General features: G+C 59.5%; 16 protein-coding genes. 5 read left to right on the forward strand and 11 right to left on the reverse strand.

The features are described 5' to 3' along the window. Positions 1–786 precede the first annotated feature (786 nt). A complete protein-coding gene (locus MUG96_RS04390) occupies positions 787–939 on the forward strand; it encodes a DUF7837 family putative zinc-binding protein (RefSeq protein ID WP_246986861.1) in 153 nt (50 codons plus the stop codon). Between the two features lie 406 nt (positions 940–1,345). On the opposite strand, the gene MUG96_RS04395 is transcribed toward MUG96_RS04390, so the two are convergent. Both MUG96_RS04395 and MUG96_RS04400 read right to left on the reverse strand, forming a co-directional pair. Then, entirely contained in the window at positions 1,346–1,762 is a 417-nt protein-coding gene (locus MUG96_RS04395) for a hypothetical protein (RefSeq protein ID WP_246986862.1), read from the reverse strand. Between the two features lie 110 nt (positions 1,763–1,872). Next, on the reverse strand, positions 1,873–3,264 hold the full coding sequence (locus MUG96_RS04400) for an MBL fold metallo-hydrolase (protein ID WP_246986864.1): 1,392 nt from the start codon (positions 3,262–3,264) through the stop codon (positions 1,873–1,875). A gap of 279 nt (positions 3,265–3,543) precedes the next feature. On the opposite strand from MUG96_RS04400, the gene MUG96_RS04405 reads away from it, so the two are divergent. Together MUG96_RS04405 and MUG96_RS04410 are read left to right on the forward strand one after the other, a co-directional pair. Further along, positions 3,544–3,861: a hypothetical protein gene (locus MUG96_RS04405; RefSeq protein ID WP_246986866.1), complete on the forward strand. Its 318-nt coding sequence runs from the start codon at positions 3,544–3,546 to the stop codon at positions 3,859–3,861. Between the two features lie 508 nt (positions 3,862–4,369). Next, positions 4,370–7,378, forward strand: coding sequence for a hypothetical protein (locus MUG96_RS04410; RefSeq protein ID WP_246986868.1), 3,009 nt, complete (start codon positions 4,370–4,372; stop codon positions 7,376–7,378). Between the two features lie 22 nt (positions 7,379–7,400). Here MUG96_RS04410 and MUG96_RS04415 read toward each other — a convergent pair whose 3' ends face one another. The 3 genes from MUG96_RS04415 to MUG96_RS04425 all read right to left on the reverse strand — a co-directional run bounded on the left by MUG96_RS04415 (position 7,401) and on the right by MUG96_RS04425 (position 12,966). After that, positions 7,401–8,330: a metallophosphoesterase gene (locus tag MUG96_RS04415; RefSeq protein ID WP_246986870.1), complete on the reverse strand. Its 930-nt coding sequence runs from the start codon at positions 8,328–8,330 to the stop codon at positions 7,401–7,403. Positions 8,331–8,414: 84 nt separating this feature from the next. Next, positions 8,415–9,788 carry a C58 family peptidase gene (locus MUG96_RS04420; protein WP_246986872.1) on the reverse strand — a complete coding sequence of 458 codons (1,374 nt, stop codon included), beginning with the start codon at positions 9,786–9,788 and terminating at the stop codon, positions 8,415–8,417. After that, positions 9,781–12,966 (reverse strand): hypothetical protein, encoded by a 3,186-nt coding sequence (locus MUG96_RS04425; protein WP_246986874.1) that lies wholly within the window; start codon positions 12,964–12,966, stop codon positions 9,781–9,783. The genes MUG96_RS04420 and MUG96_RS04425 overlap by 8 nt, the downstream gene beginning before the upstream one ends. Positions 12,967–13,181: 215 nt before the next feature. On the opposite strand from MUG96_RS04425, the gene MUG96_RS04430 reads away from it, so the two are divergent. Next, complete coding sequence (locus MUG96_RS04430; protein ID WP_246986876.1) at positions 13,182–14,477, forward strand: hypothetical protein; 1,296 nt, start codon at positions 13,182–13,184, stop codon at positions 14,475–14,477. A gap of 33 nt (positions 14,478–14,510) precedes the next feature. Here the strand turns inward: MUG96_RS04430 and MUG96_RS04435 are convergent, their stop codons facing one another. The 5 genes from MUG96_RS04435 to MUG96_RS04455 all read right to left on the reverse strand — a co-directional run bounded on the left by MUG96_RS04435 (position 14,511) and on the right by MUG96_RS04455 (position 21,525). Then, positions 14,511–15,272, reverse strand: a complete 762-nt coding sequence (locus MUG96_RS04435) for a pentapeptide repeat-containing protein (RefSeq protein ID WP_246986878.1) — start codon at positions 15,270–15,272, stop codon at positions 14,511–14,513. Between the two features lie 156 nt (positions 15,273–15,428). Then, positions 15,429–16,274: a CAP domain-containing protein gene (locus MUG96_RS04440; RefSeq protein WP_246986880.1), complete on the reverse strand. Its 846-nt coding sequence runs from the start codon at positions 16,272–16,274 to the stop codon at positions 15,429–15,431. 21 nt (positions 16,275–16,295) lie between these two features. Then, on the reverse strand, positions 16,296–17,198 hold the full coding sequence (locus tag MUG96_RS04445; protein WP_246986882.1) for a protein phosphatase 2C domain-containing protein: 903 nt from the start codon (positions 17,196–17,198) through the stop codon (positions 16,296–16,298). A gap of 8 nt (positions 17,199–17,206) precedes the next feature. Then, positions 17,207–17,929, reverse strand: a complete 723-nt coding sequence (locus MUG96_RS04450; protein WP_246986884.1) for a vWA domain-containing protein — start codon at positions 17,927–17,929, stop codon at positions 17,207–17,209. 248 nt (positions 17,930–18,177) lie between these two features. After that, on the reverse strand, positions 18,178–21,525 hold the full coding sequence (locus tag MUG96_RS04455; protein WP_246986886.1) for a hypothetical protein: 3,348 nt from the start codon (positions 21,523–21,525) through the stop codon (positions 18,178–18,180). A 540-nt stretch (positions 21,526–22,065) separates the two neighbouring features. On the opposite strand from MUG96_RS04455, the gene MUG96_RS04460 reads away from it, so the two are divergent. Further along, positions 22,066–22,323, forward strand: a complete 258-nt coding sequence (locus tag MUG96_RS04460) for a hypothetical protein (protein ID WP_246986888.1) — start codon at positions 22,066–22,068, stop codon at positions 22,321–22,323. A gap of 339 nt (positions 22,324–22,662) precedes the next feature. Here MUG96_RS04460 and MUG96_RS04465 read toward each other — a convergent pair whose 3' ends face one another. Continuing rightward, the gene (locus MUG96_RS04465) at positions 22,663–25,464 is read right to left on the reverse strand and encodes a HEAT repeat domain-containing protein (RefSeq protein WP_246986889.1); all 2,802 of its coding nucleotides are present in this window, start codon (positions 25,462–25,464) and stop codon (positions 22,663–22,665) included. Positions 25,465–25,644: the final 180 nt, after the last annotated feature.

Here is a 25,644-nt window from a genome sequence, read left to right on the forward strand (position 1 = left end):
CAGTCGCCTCCGTGGTCCCTGGTCATCATCGAGATGCCCGTCTCGTGGGGGAGCCGAACCTCCCGAGAGCCCTCGTCGATGGAGATGGGGCGGTCGTCGTAGTCGACGAAGGGCATGTGGGCGTTCCAAATCGAACGACTACTATACTGAAAGCCAGAAGTTCGTCAAGGCGTGGTTCGATAGGAGCGTCGTCCCAACAGGTCAGAGCCGGAAACTCACTGCCAGAATATCCGATTACTTTTGACATCCAGTATAGTAGAGTTGGAGGCTGCTGATGCAACCCTCAGTCAATTGTCCTGACAGAATCACCCTGCTGAATATAGGGTTTTCACTGATCGGCGAAGTCATCTCGGCTACGGAGAATCGTGTTCCTGAGTCGAGGTAGATAGTGGATGAGATCCGCCGGTTTGTGAGGATACCGACGAAGTCGCCATCATCGGTGCCGCGGATCACAAGTAACCCGACAACCTATTCCGGAATCTCGTATCGAGAGAACTCGGTGTCCCCACAGTCTGGACATTCTTCGGTCTCCGCCGAGACGCTCGTTCCGCAGTTGCGACACTCGACGACTACGTTCGACCCGCCTCCGGGGAGTAATCGAGTGAGGACTGTGCGGACCCCCATCGTCCTTTGAACTACAGGTGACAACGGATTAATTGTGGCGGAGACTTGTTCCAGCGGAAATCCTGTGTGCATCACCGGCAATGCCGCCGAAAACTTACCTACGAGGACTTCACAGGTACGTACGGAAGGGAGCCTGTCACACGCTCCTTCCACCCCCTTTCCATGAGCACCGATGAATCGTCTCTCGGTCGGTGTCCGGACTGTGGTGAGTCTATCCCCCAAGCGTGGCTACTGGTCGAGTACGAGAAGGACGACGGCACTGAAGGCCTGTGGGCCGAGTGTCCGGTGTGCGAAGACGTTGTAGCGCCGGAATAAAGCCGGATTTTGCGTCCGTTCGGGACCGCATGGATAACGACCGGCGTGGGTGAGTATTTCTCTTGAGTAACGATAGAGACGTCAGATTAATCAAAGTATGCGCGAAGAGCGGCTCCTTATTTTGATCGGGATTCCGTTCCATCGCTTCATAGAGTGTGATAGAACGTGCAGGGTTTTTACAGGCAGTTCACAAGGTGCTTACTTTCAGGATTGCTAAATATGAATCACCTGCTCAGTGTGCACGCACACTGAGCACTCAGGTTTTATACACACGCCGCCCAACAGCGATCTAAGTAGAATTGAGGTCAGTGTATATCCTGGCAGAGGGTGCGGTCCCGGCGTGATCGTGGCGACAGCCGGACCCGTCGACGCTCGCGAGGAGCGCGAATTCTACATGACGTTTTTTTTAGAGCAGGTCCTCAATCGCGTCGAGGAACTTGTGAAAGTCGTCGGCGCCGTCACCGACTAGGACCCACGATCCGCAAACATCGCCCGCCGGGTCCTGGTGGCCGACGTCCGGCGTCCCGAGAAGTTGCTCGCGTTTCTCGGACCGCGGTTCGTACAGCACGCGGTTCGCCGAGTACACACCGTAGCGCGAACTGATCGCCGTCTCCGTCGCGAGCATCTTCGCGACGTGGCGGCGTCGGTCAGCGTCGTCAAGCACCCAGTCGGGGAACCGGTACACGGTCGTCACCTCAATTCCGACCATGTCGTACAGCCGCATCGTCGTCCCGGCGAGGCCGTGAGCATCGCGGAGCAACTGGGCGATCGCGGGAAAGAACAGGCCGTCGTCGAGGGGCGATTCGAATACTTTGAGGGGCATGTTGAAGGGAAATTCTACGACGATGCTGTTCGGCTCACCGATGTCAAAGTGATTGCCTATAGCCCCACCACTGAGTGTCGATCGAACGAACGGCGACTCACTCCGAGTAGTTACGAGTCCTCTTCAGTTAACGCGGAAGCAGCGGGCTCCAGCAACTGGAACTCGAGGTCGCGCTGGGCCAAATTGAACTCACTGTGTTTCAATTGTCGGTGTTCTTCGGATTCTGTGTCAATAACCGGGTTGGAATGATTTATATTTGTGAAATATATGTCAGTATCTACCTCTCGGAATGTATCCATCGTCCGAGGGATGGGTGGATGAGGGACGGATTCTTGACGGCCAATTTCGTTCGCGTCCCAAAAGCACCCGTCCACGATGGCGATGTCGACTCGTTGGACGAGTTCTGAGAGACGCTTCGTCCATCTATCGATATCGCTGATATACAGCAGCGAGCGACCAATCCCCTCGATATAAAACGCCAGCGTCTCAGTAGGCGAGTATTCGTGAGGGACGCTGTACGGCGTTATCTCACACCCAACGAGATCGATCGTCTCACCACCATGTATGTTATTGATTTGAATATTGTTGGCTTCAGCTAACGCTGAAAATGGCCCAGAAGAGGAGAAGAGATATTCTTCGAGGTCAGGGGTACAGTAGATCGGAAGTCGGAGGGAGTCGGATACCTCGTTCCCGAATTGAAGAAGTCCTGTAATCTGTCCTATATGTGCATGGGTGATGAAGACACCGTCTATGTGATCAGTCTGTGTTTGAAACCTGAGGTCCGGAGATGGGTCGATAACGTATCGAAACGTCCGCCCTTTCGTCGCGGTTATTTCTAGGGACGACACATATCTTGGGCGGTCATTCTCTCGTGCTTGCTCACAGTTTGAACAGGCACAGTCTATCTGTGGAACCCCTCCGTCTTGCGCGGACCCGAGAACAGTGACTTCAGGGTGTGATTGATATGACTCTCCTGTCGTCTCGGTGGGGACCATCTCCTTGAGATGGTTTCCTTCATCCGCAACCGCAGACAACTCATGCCGCGAGAGAATCGTCTCTATCTGTTCGACATCGATCGCTCGTTTCCACATATCTGGACCGTGAATACTCTCTGCGAGCTGCTCGAAAGTCAGCAAATATAGCGTGTGATCTTCGGGTTCGATCATCTCTTCTGTTGCACAAAACACAACGGGCTCGTCGTACGTTATCGGCGTGCTATCGTCCACAAGCACGCTCTTCAATAACTGGAGGACGCGCGTCTTTCCACCGTCGGGCCTGGATATACTGGTGAACTGTTTAAACTCAGCTACGTCAACTCCTCTGAACCCGCCTGGGTTTTGGGTTATTGCATATCTTCCCTGTGAATCAATAACGGTGAACACGGAGTCATCATCGTACTCCAGAACCCCATCTGCAAATACCTGCTGCGGAATGGTGACCTTTTCGTACGCTGAACGTATCGTATGACCACCAAAACAGAACCACGAGCGTTTCTTCGACATATGTTATCACAACAGGTTTATAATATATATTGCTTTCTGGGCGTTCATCTATATCTAAAAACAGTCAAGAGCGAACAACCTCCTTATACCATCAGCCAGGATAAGACACTCTCCTCTGAGAGAGAGGGAGATCAATCAGCGCTCACGTATTTGAAGGGCTTAATCACCTGTGTACAGAAGGGCTTGATGCGGTCATCGGTCGCCAGCTGTCGACTGGGCGGACCGGTCGATTACTGGGTCTTGCCCCGTCGGGGGCACAACGAGGTGTTCCACTAGCCAATGGCAACTAACAACAGCGGCAGCACTGACGACTTCCCCATGGTGATTCACGACGCTTGGATGGCTGTGTTTGAAGAACTGGAGGAAGAACACGCCGAGATTCTGCCACGGTTCAAACGGGCGTTCGGGTACATAGGGACGAACCGGCAGGATCGCGAGATCCTGACCGAAGTACTTCCAGTGCCCGAGAGCGAAACGCCATACCGACCGCCAGTCACGACTGACGAGCAACTTGACGACGAGCTCGCGGAGTTCGCACGCCTGGTAGCAGTCCTCCTAGAGCAGGAAATCACGCAGCGTCTCTCGCTCGCCGACTGATAACCCTTCCTCGGGACTGTCGGCGGTGCGACAGACGCGGTGCGTTGTTCAGATTCGGTTGCAAAGAGACGGGCGAGAGTCTCCGAAACCCATAAAAAACCGCCCGCAACAGCGGACGTTCCGTCGAGATCATGAACATGGTAGCGAGGGCGGGGTTACAGGTTGTGGTGGCTTGGCGTCAGGTTCAGTAGGGCAGGCGACGAACGACAAACAACTAGATGCCGCGCGGGACTAGGCGAAGGCAGAACGATGCAGTGGAGAGTCAGGACGGCTGGCAAGGCCACGAGCAGCGACGCTGCAAAAACAGCCGATCGTACGAACCTGGCGGAGCCACCGCATCTGGATTCTGGCGGACCGGGAGTCGTTGTCGAGCACCATTCCAACGCCAGACGGAGAGCGGCATCTTTCACAATCCGGATGGCGGGCACGATTCGCGCAGGCGTCAAGTGACTCGAGCACGCCACCGCAGTCAACACCTGAACCTGCTGGCAGGAGGGTGGGCTCACACGTGACACTGTCCGAGGTGGACCTGCTCTGGCCGGCAACGCTCCCGTCGACTTACGGCACAACAGCAGTGACTAGCGAGCGTGACCGTTTCGACACGAGTCTCGACCGTAACCTCTCTACGGGGGCGCCACTGAGCAAACTCGCACTCACCGCCGACACACTTGACAGGGCACAGACAACTGCTCAGACCGATCCGGCCGAGATTTCCCCACTCGTCTCTGACATTCTCTCGATTGTCGAGTCCGTTGCGACACAGAACTCCTCAGCTGGAAAACAGGTTCTCGCCGGGAACTACACAATGCGGGTCCAACAGTACGGGATCGAGACCCTTGCGACACTTGCACCCGACCACCTCTCGCTTGGCACCGAACAAATGCGTACGAGACTCTTCCGAGTGATCACCGCCGTCCTCACCAATAGTGATGCGATTGCGGTCGTGCGTCCTGCTCTCGATTTACTGGGGACACTGGTCGTGGCAAGCGAGGAAGTGACCGGCCCGATGCTGACGGCGTCTGGAGTGGTTTCAGGCGTTCGACGCTGGCTCCCCGCTCTCGACGGGACGGGTACTCGTCTCGATGCCATCCGTGTTCTCGGTGCCTGTTCAGTCACAGCCGATTCGATCCCTCTCTCGGAGTCCGCGATAGCCACGCTTCGCCAGGCCGCAACCGCCGACGACCTCCTGTCTGTCGTCTGGAGTTCGCTGGTGATCGAGCGTCTAAACGTTTCAGTTGATGGCATCCCGATCCACACGTCGGCAGACAAACCGACATACAGGACTGTCCAACTCCTCTGTCGACTGCTGGAACTAGACGCATCGGGGGACGCGCCAGCCGAGTCATCCGCGACGGCGACACTCGAAAGATTGCTGGATACGACCGGGCATCTGGATGGGAAGCAAGAGCAGTACGCACCGGCATTCGCGTCACTTCGTGCTTTTGAAGCCGAGAATCCGACAGCACTCCAGACGGAAACAACCATCCAGGCGCTCGGAGAGTTCGCCGTTGCTGGCTGCTTCCCGACTGCGGAGATCTCACAGCGTATCTGTGACGTGCTCGCTGATATACTCGCACATAGCGAAACACCACCTGTCCTCACGGAAGCGGCGAGTACGCTCGAACGACTCGCCACGGCTGGCGACTTGATAAATACCGAGTGTAAAGCGGCGTTCACCGCCCTCGCGCGGGCGATGTACGCCCCCAATCAAACCGATCCTGAACCGCTGGCGGCGGCACTGGTCGCACTCGTCGCAACCAAAAGCGTTGAGTCGATCACACTGTCGGGACTGCAGGAGGGAGCTGAACTGTGTGGACCGGTTCTCGGGCCGGGAACGGACATCCAGACAGCTGTTCGGCCGTTCAGACACCCAGCGGTTCCCGATCGCGTCCCGGAGCTCGTCGTCGATGCGTTCCGAAGCTCACTGGGTAGCATCACCAGTTCAGCCAACCAGGTGCCGGCGCTCGTGCTCGCAGTCATGCAACGACGGGGCCTCCTGTCGGGTGAACCCACGTATGCGACGAGCTGTCGGCGCTATTGTGCGGCCTCTGTATCATCTGATTCTCTCGGCCTCCGAACGCAGGCACCTCTCGACGCACTCGCCCACTCGGGTCTGCTCAAGCAGGCTGACCTGTCGGAATCGGTCGAGATACTCACCGAGGGAATTGACCCTGCCTCCGAGGCATCATCGACGATCGCGGCGGAGCGGCTCAACACACTCGTAGAGGCGGGTTGCCTCGACACTCACTATGCGTACCGGCCAGTCGTTGATGCACTGTGCCGAGCCGCACACCCCACAACCGAGCCGGATCCGAAATCTCCGCTGGAAGCACTTACCGCGCTCGGAGCGACGAATGCACTCCCCGCCGACGGCGAGTACATCCCGGTCATCGACCTCATCGAAGACGTACTGAGTCGTGGTGTCGATACGAGTGTCCTCTCCCGGTTCGTCGAGAGCGGTCCGCTCGACGCCACCCTGTCACGAGCCACCACCGACGAGCCTCGTCCGTCCCTTCGTCTGGTCTCGCGTCTCCTGGCAGTCTTCCTCACAAATGAGTATCTTTCCGACACCCGGAGCCTCGAGCACATCGCTACCCTGTTCGCGGCGCACGTTCCCGCCCCTGACTCGGGCGACGTGCTCCAGACCGGCGCAGCATTTGGCCTCGGTATCATGGCAGCCAAACGCCCCCTCACAGACGTCACGTTCACCAAGACCGTCCGTCGTCTCATCGCGTGGACGGACCCCGACCTCGCAGGCGACGGCGAGACGGCGGCACTCGTCGTTTCGACCCTCGCTCGGGAGGGCTACATCGACGCCAGTTTGCAGCTCCCCGACCTCAGTCCGCTTCGCCGCATGGCGACAACTCCTGACGCCGCGATCGATAGTCGACAGCCGCTTGTCTGTCTGGGGACGCTCTTACAAACCCACCCAGCGATACCACAGGGCGAACGGGACCAGAGTACAACGACGCTTCTTGAGAGCGCAGCACCCGGGGACGATACGCACACGTTTGCGGCCGCGCTGGCCCTTTCCTGGGCGGTCGACGCAGATACCGATTTGAAACCCGATCTATCGGCGCTGATTGACGACCTCTGTACGTCGATGGTTCGCCTCTCGGAGCGCCCTCCCAGTGCTGACATCGAAGATTATCTCGCTCTCTCGGGGGTCTCGGTCGATACTCACAGCTACGACCTCGACGCACCGGAAGCGGCAGCTGTCCTCGATACACTCGCAACTGCCGTCGACCCGGAACGCCTCGTTCCAGCAATCACTGACGCCATGACGTCGATTGCTGGGTCAGACGGATCGCCACTCGCTGGTGACTCCGCGACTGAACAGTTGCTACACGCACTCCACACGAGTCTCGTCCTCTCGAGTCCGGATTTCGAGCTGGCTTCAGTTGACGACGGACCGCTCGAACTGGGTCCAGTACCCATGGCCTACCTTACGGACCCCGACGGAACGACAGCGACACAGATCCGGGCACTCGATCTGCTCTGTTACTGGGGCGACTGAGCGGCCTGTGTGACCGCTGACGTCACGGGGTCTCTTTCGGCACCGTGGTCGTGGCCGTTCCCGATCCATCCCGAGTCACGACGGTGACCTCGTTCGGCGTCTCGATCACGACGGCTTCGCCACCGATCGATCCCAGGTTCGAGCGAATCGTGTTCTGGCAGACGACGTTCCCTTTCCTTACGACCTCCGTCTGTCGAGAGTGACCGACGATCTGTGGCGGTGCGTCTCGCGGCATGTGGAGGAAGTCCATCCAGAGGAGCCCTGCGTCGGGACCTCGGCCATCCTTGTCGAGACCGAAGAGCAGGTCGTATTGCTCGGGGACGTCTTCCTGCACGCTCCCGTCGTCAGTGCCTGTCATCTCCTCGTGAACCTCGTCAGCACAGGTTCGAAGCCGTGTATTCACGCTGGTCGCGTCGAACGACGATTCGCGGCCGGCGTGGCTATAGGTGTGATTGTATCCCTCGAACGCGGCGTTCCAGACCCCGGCGCGTACCTGATCGACGAACGAAACGCGGGCTTCCTGGGTCAGTTGTCCGCTGTAGGTCTGTGGCCAGTGGAGAACGTCCGGCAACATGATAGCCATCTCGTGATTGCCGAGATGGAGTCGGACACGCCCGGGTGGCGCCTCCTGTTTCAGCCGAAGCGCGGTTTCGAGCACGCTCTCGTTCTCGTCTCCCCTGTCGATCAGGTCACCGTTGAACAGCAGGATGTAATTCGAGCCGGCCCAGTGAAGCTGTCCCGAACTGTCTTCGGTCACGACGGGATCGCGTACGTCCCCGACCGCGGTCAGTGCGGAGTGGGCTGGCTCGTAATAGCCGTGAATGTCGCTGATGCTCAGGATCGCTGGCGCGCCGTCAAAATCGTCGACTGTGGACGTCTCCCGCGTCGGAAGAGACCCCTCGATTGTCGGCAATGATTCCGACGCCGTTGCCCGCCTGATCTCCTCTCTCATGGTGTTCTAACAACGAATATGCCAACAGAGAATCTTGTGCTCCGGTCGAGTCGGTATCGCTGTTTCATCATCTGTAGTTCTGTATCAAGCGTAACGTTGGCTATTGGACAGTACGACACTCACTGGGAGCCGATCTGCGAGCGCGAGGACAGTGTCCTGATTGTCCGGAGTGAGGGGTACCTCCTCGCCGCCAGTCAGTGACTGCCAGATCTCGAGTACCTGTTCTTGATCGACTGATTCCACGTCCGTTTCGAGGTGAGAGGTGAGCCACTCGTGACGGTCAGCATACTCCTCCAGCGCCTCGGTAGGTCTGTCCCTGACGTGACTCGGGAGGAGTGGGGATTCCTCGAATCGCGGTTCCGGCCTCGACGCGGATGCATTCGCCGCGAGGTCGAGTTCGTCGACGAGTTCACGCTGTGCCTGGAGGCGCCCGTGGAGTAACTCGATGAACCTGTCGATGTCGTTCGTCATGTCCTCGACCGACTGGGCTGTGTACTCGAGCGTCGAATAGTCGTGTGTCTGTAGCGTCTCGTACGACGCCCACAGATCGGCGAGGACGGACTCGAATCGTTCCGGTGACTGGGCATCGGCTTCGAGCGGGTCCATGAATTCAACCACGGTCGTATGGGTATCGGCCGTCGCGGCCACAGTCTGCCTAGCGTTCTCGAGCGTATCCACGAATTCGTCGATGTTGCCGCTTTCGTACGCGTCGGTCAGCTCTTCTTCGAGAACCAGCTGAATTTCGATTCCGTTTTCGCGGAGCGTCGTGAGCGCGGTGGCGATCGCGTCGACGTCGCTTCGAACGGCAGAGAGGTCAATATCGCCTGCATCCCTGTCGTAGAATTGCTTTGCATCCGCAAACTCGAGTGTCGGGGCCCAGTCACTCTCCGCAAGGATCGTCTCGAGTTCTTTCAACGTCTCGTGTCTCGCTTCGAGTCTGTCAACAATCGGTGTGAACTCGTGCTCTGGAGAGAGCATGATCGACGGCCGCTCCTCGACCACCTCGCCAAGCAACCCCAGCAGGACAGTGTCGAAATCGTCGATCCGTGTGTACAGGTTTTGATACGTTTCGGTGATGCTCTCCAGCTCGGCGGGGATTTTGGATTCGAGTCTATCGAGGGCCTGGTCGCGTTCCTGGTCACTGAGTGCAACCTGGAGTTGTCCAAGGAGGGCTGTGAAGGATTCGCGTGCGACCTGCTGGAGTGGTGACCGTACTGCTTCCTCGAGAGTCTCTCGCGTTTCCAGAAGTGTCTCCGGGTCCGTCGTTTCGATGACGTCGGTCTGGATCGAGGTGGTACTCTGATAGAACAACTCCCGCTCGTTGGTACTCATATTGTCGACGCGGTCCTGGTACTCCTCGACGGTCGTTTTGAACGCACGGAGTTCACGCAGCGTTTCCGAAAGCGTCCTCGAGCGCTCAGTGACTGTCTCGAGGATTGCCGGGCGAGTGTCAGTCATCGGCGGCCTCCATTGTCTGGTCTGCCGGAAGCAGTGTCAGTAACTCCTTCCGCGTCTCCTCGGTGACCTGTTCCACGTCGGTTGCTGTTGACTCGAGTGCGTCGAGTTCGTCTTTGAGTGTCGTGAGATGCTGTCTGTGCTCGGCCAGGAACTGGTTCAGCTGTTTGAGAACGTCGGCATCACCGGGGAGACTGAGGCTCACATCGCCCTCCTCGGGGTCACTCAGCAGGACCCTGTCGTCGTATTCTTCGACCTGACTCAGAACGACACCGTCATCGTCCGGGTTTCCAACGGTCATCCGGGTGAGTTGCGATCGCAGATCGAATATCTGGTCACCATACTCCTCGAACTGATCGACCAGCGTGTCACGGTCCTCGAACACGAACTCCACGAACGATTCCGACGCCAGTATCGAATGGACCTCATCGAACCGGTCACCGGCTTCCGTGATAGCCGCAATCAGGGGAGCTTCGATCGTTGATTCCATGGCTTCGATCTGGCCGGTGATATCGTCGAGATACAACCGCAGCAGGAACCAGTAGTGATACGCAACTGGACCGGAAGCAGGCTCTGTGTCGATCTTGTCACGCAGGTCCATAACCCCGTCCCGTAGCCGCTCGAGGTTCGACTGATAGCGCTCCAGGCGGCCACTGTCTATCTCGAACCAGGTTCCGACGGTCGCACTGTCCGGTGGTCGAAGTCGTGAATCGTATGTTTCGACCTGCTGTCGGCAGTTAGTGACTGTGTCGATGGCTGCATCGATATCGTCCATCACCTGCTGGAGCCGAGTACCCATGTCGATCTCGGGGTCCGACCCGGTGGTTAGTCCCGCAGTGAGCAGGGCCCGAATCAGGGCGTTCCCGAGATAGGTGAGTCCATCGAGGCTCGCGACCGGCACCTGTGTGTCCTGGAGTGACAGCGCCGGGTCATCGAGTTGGTCGACGATATCCGAGACGTCGGTGAGCGCGGCGAGATCGGACAGCGCATCCCGGGTCCGACGGACTGGGGCTGCCAGGTGTTCGTCGGCCGTGTAATGGTCGCGTTCCGACCGAACGGTCCGACTGAACCCGTCCTGGACGAACAGGCTCTCGAGGTACGTTTTGAATTGGAATCCGTCTCTCCCACCCGAGACAAGGTCGTCTTCGATCCCGGATTGCAACGGTTCGTGCAACGCGGCGTAGGCACGGCCTGACTCGTACTCGGGCCCAACAAGTAGTAAATACGACAGTGCCACTGTGGATTCGACGAACTTGCCGCTCGCCCAGTACGGCCTCATTCCGTCGAGCCGCGATTCCTCCCATAGCAACGACTCCGAGTCGTCGAGTGAGTACGTCTCCCGGTAGGTGGCCGCGAAGGTGTCGAGAAGATCGATCGTAACCTGTCGCAACTGGTCGTAGAGCGTCTCGATCGTATTCCGGACCTCTCGGTCATCACAGTCGGCGAGCAGGCGAGATATCGTCTGGTCGTCGACCTGATACGGGTCCGAGACGCCGTCGGCGCTCAGCCGCCCGAACAGATGGACGACGAAAGTCCAGAACCGGTTCGAGCGGTACGATTCGACACCGAGCAACTGGTGGCGCTCGTAAACATCGACGCCAGTGGCGTCATGATCGAAGTCGGCGTCCTCTGGGACGACGAGCAGCGTCGGAGCGGTGATATCGTAACTGGTGGTGACTGACTCGAGTTCCGTCTGGAACGTCGCTTCGGTGGGACAGAGTCGGATGTCGACGGTTTCAGCTGCTGGAGTCCCAGCAGCCACTGTCAGGCCGCGGTCCATCCTGGGTTCCAGGGACTCTGTCGAGCGGTCAGAGACGCGTTCGGGATTCACCGCAATCGGGGGGAAAGCCGATTGAAGGATGGTCGGCGTCACGGTGGCGACGGATCGGTCGACGAGTTCCGCATCCGAAACGTGTTCTATCCACTGAGTGTGGAACCCCTCCGTCGCGTCGTCAACTGCCTCGAGTGCGGTCGAACGCTCGTCACTCGCCGGTTCGAATGAGACGATCATGTCGCTAACCAGCGAGAGAAACGCCTCGGCCTGCTCCTCGTCTGCCAGCCCGAAGGCCGGAAATAGATTATCCTCGGTGACGCACAATCCCGAGAACACACGCTTTAGATTGCGATCGATGATCTCGAGCGCGTTCTGGTGCCTCTCGGTCTGTTCGAACGTGAACACATCTTTCAGGATGTCCACTGCCAGATACTGACAGCGGGTAGCAGGGAGAGCTGTCTGCTGGGTGAGTTGCCAGGCATCGAGTCCGGTGCTGTCGAACAGGAGCGCGCGGATCGCCTGTTCCCACTCGTCTCTCTCGCGTTCGGTCCAGAGATTGTTGAGCAGCTTCGTGTCCCGGAAGTTCGTCTCGGCCAGGCCCCGGAGCCACTCGGTTGCGTCCGAATCTGGGTCTTCCGGGAGACCGTCGACAAATTTGATTATGAGTCCGGTTCGGCCACGTGCGAGCCACCACAGAGTTGTTGCCAGACCAGTCGCCTCTGGTCGTCTGTCCGCAAGTAGATCCCGCACATCATCGACTTCGAGCGGTGGAACCCGGATCTCTCGCATCCGCCCCCAGTCGGCTTCTCCGATGAACTCGAAGGCGGATATCATCCCGAAGCTCCAGACCTTGATCGAGTCCTGAAGGCCGTCGTTGATCTTCCGCAGCGGATTGTCGTCGTCCTTGTCCATGACCCGGATGAAGTCACGATAGGACTGCTCTACCTCGTCGAATAGCAGGGCCGTCTGGACCGGCTCATCGGGATCGAGATCGTCCCCGTGGGCCTGTACGAATGCACGCTTTGTCTCGGTCGGGACGTTCGGGAACCACGGAATCTCGGACGGATCGTCATTGACATACGCGGAAAGCTGGTCATCGATGCGGGCCTGTAGCCACGTATTGAGGTCAGACGCATCAGCGGCGGCGTACTCGGTCAAAAGCTGGCCCGGGTCGCCGATGTAAAACGCCGGGATGTCCTGCTCCCAGGACTGTGAAAAGAGATGGTAGAGCAACTGTGTCTTTCCCGACCGGTACGCACCGACGATCGCAAGGGGATCGACCGATTCACCGTTCGCGAAGCGCTCGAATGTCCCTTCAGCTCGCTCCAACTGCCGTTCGTGTTCGTCAGTGAGTGGTTCCCACGCGCGCTCCAGATCCGCTTTTCGGGTGGTGAAATCGTCTACCATCGTATTTAGCTAGATAAACCCATTATAACTTATTTCTTGTGTTCCCCGTAAAACATCTATGCTAACGGCGGAGGGCTATATTTTCGGCTAAATGGCGGTTATATGCCGAAAAACGGCAATTATCGGGATTCTATGGTAGTTTTCAACGGAAGGGTGAGTTCCGCCGAAAGTAATTTATACAGACTCAATAATAGTAAACATAGAGTGAGAAATAGATGAGCTCATACGACCGTGATGACTGGCAAGGTGAGACAATCGTCGTGGGAACAGACACAGAGACCGTCGGGAAGGCAATCGGTTCCGGGAGCGAGGGCGATGTCTATCGTATCGAAGGGGCGCCGGACCAGGTCGTGAAGATATTTCATCCCGACCGGCGTGACCAGAAAGAACCGAAGATCGAGGCGATGATCGGAGAAAAACCGACTGATCGGACCTACAAGCGGAAAGGCGTCCGCTCGATTATCTGGCCCGAAGCGGTTGCCGAAAAGGAAACCTCGAGCGCGTTCCTGGGCTACCAGATGCCCTACAAGGACCTCGAGTCGGCAACGCCAGCGTTTGAGTACTCGGTCGTCGACCTCAGCTGGGAGGCCAGTGATATCAAGGACCGATTCAAGGCAGCTCGTAACCTGGCCATCATGGTCCGGAACATCCATCGCGCAGGCCACGCGATGGGCGATTTCAACGACAAGAACATCCTGATCGACGACGGGTACGTCACGCTCATCGACTGCGACGCGTTTCACGTCAGCGACGGCGGCACGATTTACGGGGATTCGACCTACCACCCGAGGTACTCCCCGCCGCAAAAACGGGGCCACTCGCTGACTGCGGTCCAGGAGGCCGACAAGTTCTGCCTCGGCGTTCACCTGTTCCAGTTCCTTCTCGAGGGGGCCCACCCGTACCAGGCAGTCGGAGACGAGGCTGCCAACGGGGACTGGGCCGACAAGATTCAGGGCAATCCGTTTCCCTACGAAGACACCGAGAGCGACGTGCGGCCGGGCAACGGGATGCAGGCCAAGTACGACAAACTCCCCTCGGAGATTCGGGCGCTGTTCGAGGAGTGTTTCGGTACAGGTTCGAAGGCCCTCACCTGGGGGCGGCCGGCCCCGATCGAGTGGATCCGAACGATCGGTGAACTGACCAGCTCCCGGTACGATCTGCAGTTCAGTGATAGCGAGTTACCGATCGGGGGCAATAGCGAATCCGCGACGGGAAATAGCACGGACGATGGATTGACCGTTCCTGCGTTTGGCAAGCCGTCGGGCAATGGCACCTCTGGCCGTGACGATGGCGGTTCCGACGACGGTTTGTCGGTTCCAGATTTCGGGCCCACCACTCGAGGCACTGGACGGGCACGGGACGCGGACTCTGACGAGGACGATGTCACCGTCCCGGACTTCGGCAAGTCGGGCACGAGTCACGACCAGTCCGCTGCCGACGGTGATACTGACGAACTGGACGTCCCGAAGTTCGGATCAGCTGACGACGAGCGTAGTAACAGCACGTCATAGCGGCCGAGCGCAGTTCGGGAAGTAAGTCCCGTCTCACTGGGCGTCACCGAATATAGTGTCGGTCAGGTCAGCCTCCCAGAGGTCGTAGGCGCCGAACAGATCTGCATCCTCCAGACGGGCGGCCGAGAGATCGGCATCCGTGAGCGTCGCGTCCGTGAAATCAGCCTCGTCGAGCGTCGCGTTCCTGAGGTCGGCTCCACTCAGATTCGCACCGACGAGGTTCGCGTCGTTCAGGTTCGTATTACTGAGGTCGGCACCCCTGAGGTCAGCGTCCTCGAAATCAGCAGCGCGTAGTCTCGACTGACTCAGATCGGCGTCGACGAGTGTCGCGTCGGTGTAGTCGGTGTTCGTGAGATTCGCGTCGGTCAGGTCGGCGTTCGTCAGTGTACAGGACCTGAACCAGACGTGCCTGACGTCAGACTCCGAGAGAGTCGCCGCGGTCAGATCAGCACCAGTGAAATAGGAATCAGTCAGGATCGTCCCGGTCATCTGGGCGTCTCGGAGATCTGCGTGCTGGAAGTACGCATGCCCGAAATCAGCACCGCGCAGGTCTGCTCCTCTGAGATCCCCCTCTTTTAACACCGCATGGTAGCTCGTCGTGTCCCTGAGGTCCGCCTGTCGGAGAATGATGTTCATGCTACTGACACGTATGAGTGTCGCATTCCGCAGATCGCTGTTCCGCAGGTCGGCCCCCGTGAGATTTGCATCCTCTAGATTCACGCCGCGGAGCGTGGCACCTGGCTCGATATCCGCAGCAGTGACGACGTCGGTCGGTATCTCCACTGATTCGTCCATACCCCACCATCCTCTCATACAAAGTTAAAATTTACTCAAAATAAGTAATGATGGGATAGGAACCATCCTGCTCAGTGTGCACCAGTCAGGGAAAACGTCGCCGGTGAGGGCGGACGAGGAAGCGACAACCGCGAGTCTCGGTGGAAACTGCGAGTCTCAGTAGAAGTTCTGTGTCGCGTACACGGCACCGTTCTGCGCGAGGTACACCCCGATTCCCTCGCGCTCGAAGCGGTCCCGCAGGATGTTCTCCCGGTGGCCGGGCGAAGCCATCCACTCGTCGACTACCGTTCGGGCTGCATCCTCGGCGGACGCGGTGCGGTCGAGGTAGATCTCCGCGATGTTTTCCCCCGCGCTCCGGTCGCTGTGTCCGTACTCGCGATACCTGTCGATAGCCGCCTGCCCCTCGGGATTGGTGTGGGAGAAGAACCCGCGATGGACCATGTCCCGACTGTGATGTAAGGCGATGGTGCTCAGGTGGCTACTGTACGCCAGTGAATCGAGCGCGTGCTCGTGCCGGCGGTCGTTGGTCTCCTCGTGAATCGCGCGCTCGATCTCGGCTGGCCGTGCCTCGAGGCGCAGGTCGAACGGGACGTCGACCGGCCGTCTGTCGACCTGTCCCCCACACTCCGTGCACTCTGCTGGCGGTGGCATTTCGACGCCACAGTCGCCACATCGCCACTGCCCACTGATACGGACCAGTGGTGCGTCACAGCCCTGGTGGTGACGCCGGCTCGCGGTTCCACAGTGCTGACAGACGGTTTGATTGACCGTCAACCGCAGTCCGTGCTCGCTGGCGTCTGGTGATGCAGACGTATCCGCTCTCCCACGCTCGGGTGAGCCGAGATCCGCGAGCGTGTCGTCTAACCACGAGTCGGAGCTATCAGGGGGTGGATTCGTGTCTGTACTCTCCTCGTCGTCCCAGTCTGCCCAGTCCGGAAGTTCACCGCCAGCGATCCGCTGCCGGAGGGGCTTGTGGTCGATCGAAACTCGATCGTCTGTCATTGGATTCCGCTCGAAATTCGTTCACCGTCGGTTGCGGTGTGCTGGCGCGAAGACGCGGGTCACCGCGCGGACCGATCCGACGACGGTTCTGAACCAGACCGACACGATGTCGTCAGTGCCCTGTTCGGCCTCGATCTGGTCCTCGACATCCGCCACGTCGAGAGTCCCCATCACGAGGGTCTTGTCGTCTCGTGACTGGCGGTAGTTGTCGTTGTCGAGGGCTTCACGCAGCGACTGCTCGGCACGGCCCGCATCGCCAGCGGCTTCGATCAGGGCGAACGCGGACTCGAACCACGTCCGGTTCGCCTCGTGGTCGCCCTGCCACGCCCACTGACTGAGGCCATCGGAAAAGACGGCGACACTGTCGACGTCCTCCCTGTAGTCGAATCGGTAATAGTCCTCCCAGGCGTCGTGGGTCAGCGGGTAAGTCCTGTGAGCGGCGCCGAGGTCTGCGACGGCCTCCTCCGGCGGAACCAGCGGCTCGTACGTGTCCTGCAGACCGAAAACAGCACCGCCATCCCCCGCTGCGGCTCCCGCTGCACCGGAGGATCCCGCGACGACGGCCAGCAACGTGGTGGCGTAGTCGGACAGATCGTCACCCCTGCTCTCGGCTTTCCGTGCGAGAGCCGACCGTGCCTCGACGAACGCCCGCTCGAAGATCGGCTGGGCCGTCGCCTCGTCGATGGAATCGGCGGTCTCGAAGCGATCTTTGAGGACCTGTGCCGCTCTCTCGGTGGCGATCTCTGATCCGTCGTGTGAGAAGGCGGCGCTACCGAGACCGTCTCCGACGGCGATCACGAACCGCCCATCCGGAAGCCGGTGACTGCACCAGGCGTCCTGACAGGGAAGTTCGGTCCCCTCGTGACTGGGGCCTTCGACGGCACAGCCGACGACAGTGGCCTTCTCGGGATCAGATCGGGTCATTATATCAGTTACTGCTGGGTGAGGTTATCATCGGCCTCTTCAGCGTCTCCGCCCTCGGATTGTGCCTGAGCACTCTCCGAGACAATCCGGAAGAACTCCTTGAACATGCCCGATTCCAGCTGGAACGTGTTCACCTTCGACTCGTCGGGGGCGGCCGAGGCCAGGTCTTCCAGTTTGCTCATGTTCGCCTCCTCGCCGATACCGACTGCGTAGAACAGCAGCTCACCGTCCTCGGTCCCGTCTTCGACCACAGTCTGGGCCTTGTCCCACTTCGAGCCCCGGTCGTCAGTCGGTCGGCCGTCGGTCAACACCCACACGAGCGCCTTCTTCAGCGGGACTTTGTCGTCACGGAGATCATTGCGATGATCTCGGAGGTGGTTAGCACCCTTGACGAGCGCCTCACACAGCGGCGTCCCGCCGCTTGCAGACAGGTTCGGTGGCTGCCAGTCTTCGATCTCCGAAAACTCCTGTTCGACCGAGACGTCCCCGCCGAACGTCACGAGTGAGATATCCACCGCGCGTTCCGCCTTGAAGTCGTCGTCGATCTCCTGTTTGAACAGCTTCAGGCCCTCGTTGAGCTGGTCAATTTTTGGCCGCCTGTTCCCGTCTTCGTCCTTCGTTTTCTGGTCCATCGAGCGCGACGTGTCCAACAGCAGGAGGGTCGGTACACGTGCGACATTCGTCGGTGGTTGGTCTGCGAACTCCGCCTGTGAATCTTGATTCTCGCTCATCGTTCGACTCCACTACCGAATACTAATCCCCAGGCTAATAAAGATAACTCAATATTAGCTGTATTTACCAATTTAAGTATGGGGCCGAAGTGATGGTGTTCTTTAGCTCTTTTCCGGTTTGTGGGTGTTCTACACCGATCTATCTCCCGAATAGTTGAAGAGCGATTGAAGAGCGTGAACTAATGAATGCCTAGTACAGCGTGGAGAGATCGTGAGTGTCCGCGAGCGCGTCGAGGACGGAAAGCTCATCAAAGCTCACTGACGGTACGCGGTACCCGCTGCCGGGAGAGCAGTTCGAGCGTCTGTGCCTGCACACTCGCGGGTGAGTCGGTTTCAAGCAGGGCACTGACCGCGTCCTCTACGGGGGCGAGCGCAGTGGGTTCGTCGCCGATGATCGCCTGCAATGCCGACAGCAAGGGTCGTGTCGTGGCCGGGGACGTCGGGGAGAGCGCTGTCCCGATGTTCTCGAGTACCGGATCATCGAGATACCGGGCCACTGCCGGCATCTGTTCACAGATCCGTCGGATGGCGACGGCGGCTGGCTCCCGGACTGCTGGGCGGTCATCGAGCGCGTCGCCGAGCACGGCGACCAGTCCGGCGGCCGTCTCCGGAGAGAGTACCCCGAACCCGGACACCGTACAGAGTTCGAAGGCGGCCTGTGATCTGACGTCTCGATGGTGATCGTCGAGCGCCACAGAGAGATCGACGAGCGCGCGTCTGTGGAGGGCTGTCGACACGCCTGTTCTGTACCGACGGTCTCCCGTGTGATCACCACCGAGGGCTTCGTCGAGTGTCACGTACCTGTCGACGGACAGGTCCAGCCGGAAATCGTCGTCGGCGACTAGCGAGAGTCCCGTGGCGGCCCATTTGCGCGAGTGATCGTCGAGAAGGTTCTGTCGGTCGAACTCGCAGCTGTTGGCGAGTTCGCTGTAGGCGTCGGCCCGCAGGGAGGCAGGGAGCGTGGCGTCAGCAGCGAGGGCCGCGAGTCCCTTCGCCCCATCGTGGTTCATCTGAAAGTAACTGTGCTCGAGAGCAGTGGTCAGGGGATCGACGAGTTGTGCGCGCAGTCCGGCCGGGACGGTCCGATCGCTCGCTACGTCACGGAGTGCGCTCGCTGCTCGCACCCTCATCCTGGGGTTCGCGTGGTCGAGCACGGACCCAAGCGTGTCGAGACCGTCGGTCCAGAGGTCGACCGGGACGTCGTCTGCTAGCGCTGCGACACCCACTGCTGCGTATCCTCTGATTATCTTTTCATCGTGGTCGAGTCCTGCTTCGAGTGCCGCGACGAGTGCGGTGCGCACGTCATCCGACAGGTGACCGTTGGTTGCGAGTGCCACCAGTCCACGTACGGCCGTTCGCGGGACTTCACGTCTCTCGTGTCCCAGGGCATCCCGCAGAATCCCCACGAGATGTGTTCGGATGCCGCTCGAGTCGGTCTCGTCGCCTCGAGCGATTGCGTACCGACTCTCCGCTCCCGCCAGCGCCGCGAGTTCGCCTGTGGCCCGTGCCTGAACTTCCCGGTCGTCGACCGTGAGCGCGTCATTGAGCGCATCGACGAGCACGAGACGCTGGTCGGGAGGAAGTGTCTGCTCGCCTGCCAGCTTCGCCGTGCGCGTCAGGAGAATGCGGTCGGGATTCGCCTCGCGGAGAGACTCCGCCAGCGCGGTTGCCGCGGTCGCGCGCAGGTCCGTTGGGACGTCGTCCTGGCGTGCGAGCACAACGAGTCCTCGAGCGGCGGCGCCCCTCACATCGGGATCGTCATCGTCGATGGGAGTGACGAGCGCGTCGACGAGAGTGGGAGAGGGATCGAGAGTGGGCCCGTCCCTCTCCAGTCGCTCCACGATCCCCTGGACAGCGTCGCGTCGGACCTCGGGCTCGTGGTGGTCGAGAGCAGAAGTGAGCACGTCGGCAGGAGCGGTGTCGCGGGCCGCGGTGGGGGCCTCGTCGTTCGGGAACCGCACGAGGACCCGTGCAGCGCCGATTCGGACACGGACAGCATCGTCCACGAGGGCAGTCGTGAGTGCATCCAGGAGCGTGGAACGGTGGTCGGCGGACAGGGTCGCCCCTTCGGGAAGTGTGACGAGAGCTTCGACAGTTGCAGTCCGGACCGCAGCGTCATCGTGGGCCAGTGCCGCACAGACGGTGTCGACGGCAACCACCCGATGCTCGGGCGCGATGCTCGCACGCGCCAGCAATGCGACAAGCCCCGTTGCGGCCTGGCGGCGGACGCTCGACCGCTCGTCTTCGATCCGTGTCGCGAACACGTTGAGCAGTGCGTTCCGTGTCTCAGTCGAGCGTTCGTCGTCAGCTGCCAGTCGCGCGAGCAGTTCCGCTGCCGTCCCGTGTCTGGATTCGTCGCCGTCCGCGAGAACCGTTTCGAGTGTCTCGACGACTGCCGTCCCACAGCCGGGCGGCAGTGAGCCGTCCTCGACGAGGTCCGCGAGGCGCTGGAGGACCCGATCAGAGCCAGCGCCACCCGTTTCGAGCGCGTCCAGGAGCACCTCGACGGCGGCAGATCGACGCGCCGGGGCGACGGATTCGTCGCCGGCCAGCGACGCGAGTCCGTATCCGGCACCGGTACGGGAAGCCTCGCCGCTGAGGACGGTGCCAAGAGCGTCTGTAACCGTGGTGTCCCCGCCGAGTCGACTATCGACCGAGATGCCCGGGAGCCGCACCACTTCGTTGAGATACCGCGCTGCACCGGACTCGACGAGCACCGTGAACGGGTCGTCACCGTCCAGCATGGGAATGTCACCGGTCGTATGTGCCCAGAGGAGCCACCGGTAGAACGAACTCGGGTTCCTCCCCCGTTCCACTCTGTTCCAGAGGAGATCGGTGTCGACTGGAGACGCGAGATCGAACTGACGACTCACAACGTGCGTCCAGATACGGACCCGCGAATCGTCCACGTCGGCACAGTCTTCGAGGACGGATCGCGAGAGACCAGTGACAAGTCGAGACAGGTCCTCGTGTCCAGCGAGAACAGCCGTCGTCCGAAGCAGGTCCGTCAGCGCGTCCGCGTCGGCTGGTCCGGAGAGGGCCGTCTCGAACTGGCCCGTGAATCGTGGCAGGCGGTCGTCGGTGTGCTCGGTCAGCAGCCAGTCGGCGGTGAACTCGGGGCGGGCGACGACGACGGTCCCGAGTGTCCGAATCGCCTCGACGTGGGCAATCCGTGTGGCTGTGGTCTTGAGAACACCGGTCACGGCCTGGAGGACGACTGCAGTCCGGTCGGCCGACGACGCCAGTTGCGCTTCATCGAGCGCTGCGAGCGCAGCCATTCCCTCCTGTCGAACCTCGGTGTCGTAGGCCCCGACCAGGAACTGTCGACCCTTGCTCCACGAGCCTGTGGACACGGCGAGGACTGTGCTTGCGATATTCGGAACGAGTCGGTCCACCTGTTCGGGGTGGTCGACCGCCAGCGCGTGGGCGTCGGCGAGCGCCTCCGCACGGGTTGCCAGTTCACCCAGCCCGGGACTGTCCGCCTGCCCATCAGCGAGTGTCGTTTCGATGGCTTCCCGTCTGTCGGTGGGCGTCGGTTCGGGACTCTCGGCGGTAGATGCGGTATCTACCCGTGGCCCTTCGTCGAGCGCACTCATCGTTCACCACGGTCGGGTTGGTCCGTTCGGATGGTCACCGTTCCGGAGTTCGGTCGCGCACTCGATGACCGGGCGGGCGGGAGAGGTGACATCGAACCACTGTATAGTCGAAACGACTCACGAGAGATAAATCTTACTCAGCGACCGGCCACCCGCCCCGTGTCCGAAGCGACTCCCGCACGAACCCAGACAGAAACACGACTGTAGAGGTGGAAATCCGTGAAGGAATCAGATTTCCACGAGTCGAGGTGGGACGTCTCTAACGACGACAGTTTTATGTTCTTTCGTCAGTGTTGGCTAGTGTGTTGAGTCACAATGAGTAAATTAGACTATAGGAGGATACAGGCGAAGTGGGCCAGGCAGATGGACGAAGGTCTCGAGGAGGTCATGCCGCATTCGTGGCAGGGCCACCGTCGGCTCGCCGAGGGTGACTATCCCTATGACGGCTGAACCGGCAACCGGCATCGCCTCGACGTACACTCGAGATCACGCGACGGCTGGCCGTGGAATAGATCGCAAGGAAACCAAGGAAACCATCACATGACACAGACCGAAATCAAGGGCGGATTCATTAAAGACGGACCGCGGTGTGGATACAGGAACTGCGGCGGAACCGACTGGATCATCAAAGGAGACAGCAAGATTAAATGTTCCAATTGCGGAAAAGACAGGGGGCTGAAAGGAACCTACGCGTACGTCACGAACGGGCCCACATGTGGCTACAGGGGCTGTGGCGGTGCTGACTGGTTCGTCGGGGAAAACAACTGGCGCTGTACGAAATGCGGGAAAAAGCGGTAGATCCCGGGAAACGTCCCCTCACCATCTGGAAAACTAGTTCTCGAGTGATATCGGTATGGAGAGGGACTCTGCGGTCGGTTGATCAGCAGTCCCGTCCAGTCCTCTCGGATTGCGGACACAAAAACGTGCCTCAGTGAGGGCTTCTGGACAGCCAACACGCCTAGCCGGGGTTCTTTCGACAATTCTCGACTTCGGTTGTTTCCCTCTCGGCCAACACATTCTGTATGTTCATGAGTACTGACTCGAATTGACTGCAAATTTGCTCCACCGGCCGTGTTGGGCTACCTGAGATACTTCTGACGGACCTCGAGGACCCGCCGTCTGAATTCAGGCAGCACCCTAGTCAGTTGGACTGATTCTATCAGTCCCTGCGCTGCCTGGACTCGCACCAGTGAGTGAGAGTACCCCCAGTGCCCGAATCTGAATTCTTTCTGGTGTCTCAGCAGTCAGGACCCTCTGAATATTATGGGTTACTGGCATGACGTACAGCACGTCATCTGCTGCCAGTGCCTCGAGCGCACCCAGCAATTCCCGTGTTACCGTTAGTTCGGTTGGCTTTAGCCCCCGGCCAATCGTTGTCGTCAGACGTGACATCTCACCAGCAACCTGTGGATGGATTTCGCAGCAGACTCGAATGTTTCGGGCGGCATCCTGTCGGAGACTTCGGTGCTCAGCGTCAATCACAGTTTGGAGGCCCTCGAGAAGGATTCTCGCCTGAACTTGTGTGAGGGTCCTACACATAACCATCTCCTCTACCCTATCAAGAACGATCTGTCGAACAAATTTATCATCGTCTTCAAGATCGCGCGCCAGGGTTTTGAGTGCGCGCCGCTGCACCTCAGAAGGTATGTCTTCCTCCGTTACCAAATCTACAATCGTCTCTAGATACGCCATTTGCACGGACGGACGTTCGTCCTCGAAGCCAGTCAGAACCGTCTCGAACACGTGCCGCTCGACCCTGCCAGACAGTTCGGATCCTGAAGATAGATCTCTCAGGCCCTCCGCGGCACTGACTCGAACGTCCCAAGAGTCGTGGTCAAGCGCATTCAGGAGCGTCTCGAGTACGCGCTGCTGTCTCTCGCAGGACAGATCCTCACCCGGCGGCAAATTCACGAGGCCCTCCGCAGCTTTCGTCCGAACGATTTCATCGTCGGCCTCTTCGAGTGTGGTTCCAAATCTTTCGACCACGAGCTGCTTTGTTTCACTGGACACGCTCTCATTCGTTACCAACCACTTCAGGCCCTGTGCAGCATATCGTCGAACCACCTCGTCGGCATCCTCAAGGGCGATTGCGAGTGTCCTGAACACGCGCTGCTGTGCCTCAGCGTTCAGGCTCTTTTCGGCTGCCACATCTCTCAGTCCCTGTGCAGAGCATCGTCGAACACCCTCGTTTTCGTTTTCGGCAGCGTCTACCAGCGCTCCGACCGCGTTTCGTTGAACCTTGCTGGAGAGATTCTCTTTTCCTACAAGATAGGCCAGGCCCGTCGCGGCTATCTCTCGAAGCTTCTCATACTCGGTGTCTTCGAGTACAGATGCTGACACGTTTACAAATCGGTGCCGCACCTCACGGGGCAGGTCTTCTTCCGCTGCTGCATCTCTGAGGGACGTCAGGGCCTGTCTTCGGACGAACCCACGGTTGTCTTCGAGAGTGTTTGCCAGCACGTCAAGCAGGCGCCGTTGCACCCCAATCGCCACGTCATTTTCTGCTGCTACCTTCGTTAGACCCTCCGAAGCGCGCCGTTGAATACCTTTATCGTCGTATTCGAGGGCAGTTACCAGTGCTTCACCCACTCGCTGCTGCACCTCAGTTGAGAGGGTATCTCTCGTTGCCACCTCTCTCAGGCCATCCGCAGCGAGACTCCGAACACCATCGTCGGGGTCTTCGAGAGCAGTTTCAAGTGCTTCGATAACTCGCACCTCTTCCGCACTCGGTAGGGAATTTTCTGCTACCAGATCTGCCAGATCCTCAACAGCACGACGTCTAACAGCGAGGTCGGGATCTTCCAGAGTTGTTATGATTGCCTCGACCAGTCTTTGCTCCACCTCACCGGAGAGGGTTTCCTCGCTTGCTACCCGCTTCAGGCCCCACACAGCACGCTGTCGAATGTCCTCATCAGTGTCATCGAGGACCACCTCGAGACTGGCGAGAACGTTGTTGGAGGGAAGGATGGTCTCGAAGAAGGTATCTCCCAAGCGGTGAGCCTCGTTGATCGACGCCAGTGCCTCGGATTGGGAGAGGAGTGTCACAAATACGTCGCCGCTATCGAGAGCGGGAACCTCATCTGCGCTATACTCGGCCAGTAGCCACCTGCTGAGTCCGTCCGGATTCGATTGCTCCTCGAGTTTGGTCCAGAGTTGGGCAGGATTGAGAGGCGAGTCCCGCCCCAGTTCTCGACACAGCACGTGACACCAAGCCCTGACGAGCGTGTCATCTCCGTTGGTCACTTCGGCCAGCAGCGAATGACTAATATCATCCACGAGGGGCCGTGTTGCCTCGTGATTGGCCAAGATCGTCCCTCCGCGTAATACCCCAGCTACGAGTTCGGACTCATCTGCTCGGTTCACCACTCGTTCTAGACACGCTTCAATCGCCAGGGTTCCCGCGTCGGTTTGCTCATCTGTCAGCAGTCTTGCTACCTGTTCGGGGTGTGGTATGGCGAGTGTCCCCAGCACCTCTATTGCGTACCCGGTCGTCGCCACATCCCCACTGTCGGCGAGTGCGGCGTTGACCGCCTCAACAACTTCCGAAATCCGATCTGTCCGCTCCCCGTCGTCGAGTTCTGCATCGATCATCTGCTGGGCCGTGAGTACTGCAAGCGCGGCCATCCCGTCGCGCTGGATTCGCGTCCCGAAGGCCCCAGGCAGCACGTCCCGTCCTTTTCCAGACTGGGATTCGATCGCCGCTATCACCGTCCGCACAATCTCGGGTACCAGTTCAGCCACCATCTCAGGATGCTCGGTCGCAAGGTCTCGAGCGTCTGTTAGCGCGTCGGCCAGGACCGCCAGTCCACCCATCCTCAAATCAGCCGACACTGTCTCGGCCAACCGTCGCTCAATGACTTTCTTTCGGTCGGTGGGCGTCTGGCCGGCGTCGTCCGTTGGCACGGCCTCGCGATCGGGGACCTCCGAGTCTCCATTCATGCAACCTGCCCCCGGTATCCAGCTTCCTGGCGGACCTGCTGCTCCGCTCGCAGCCGGGTACAACGCCTTCTCGGCCACTCGTCTCGCTTTTCCACCCCGCACCCTACTCGAACTGCTCGCGTACCCACGGTCAGTCTCTGTTTGACTCCCCTGCTACTGAAAGTATCGAACAAATTAATT

Origin of the sequence: Halorientalis marina (genome assembly GCF_023028345.1) — an archaeon.
Taxonomy (GTDB): domain Archaea; phylum Halobacteriota; class Halobacteria; order Halobacteriales; family Haloarculaceae; genus Halorientalis; species Halorientalis marina.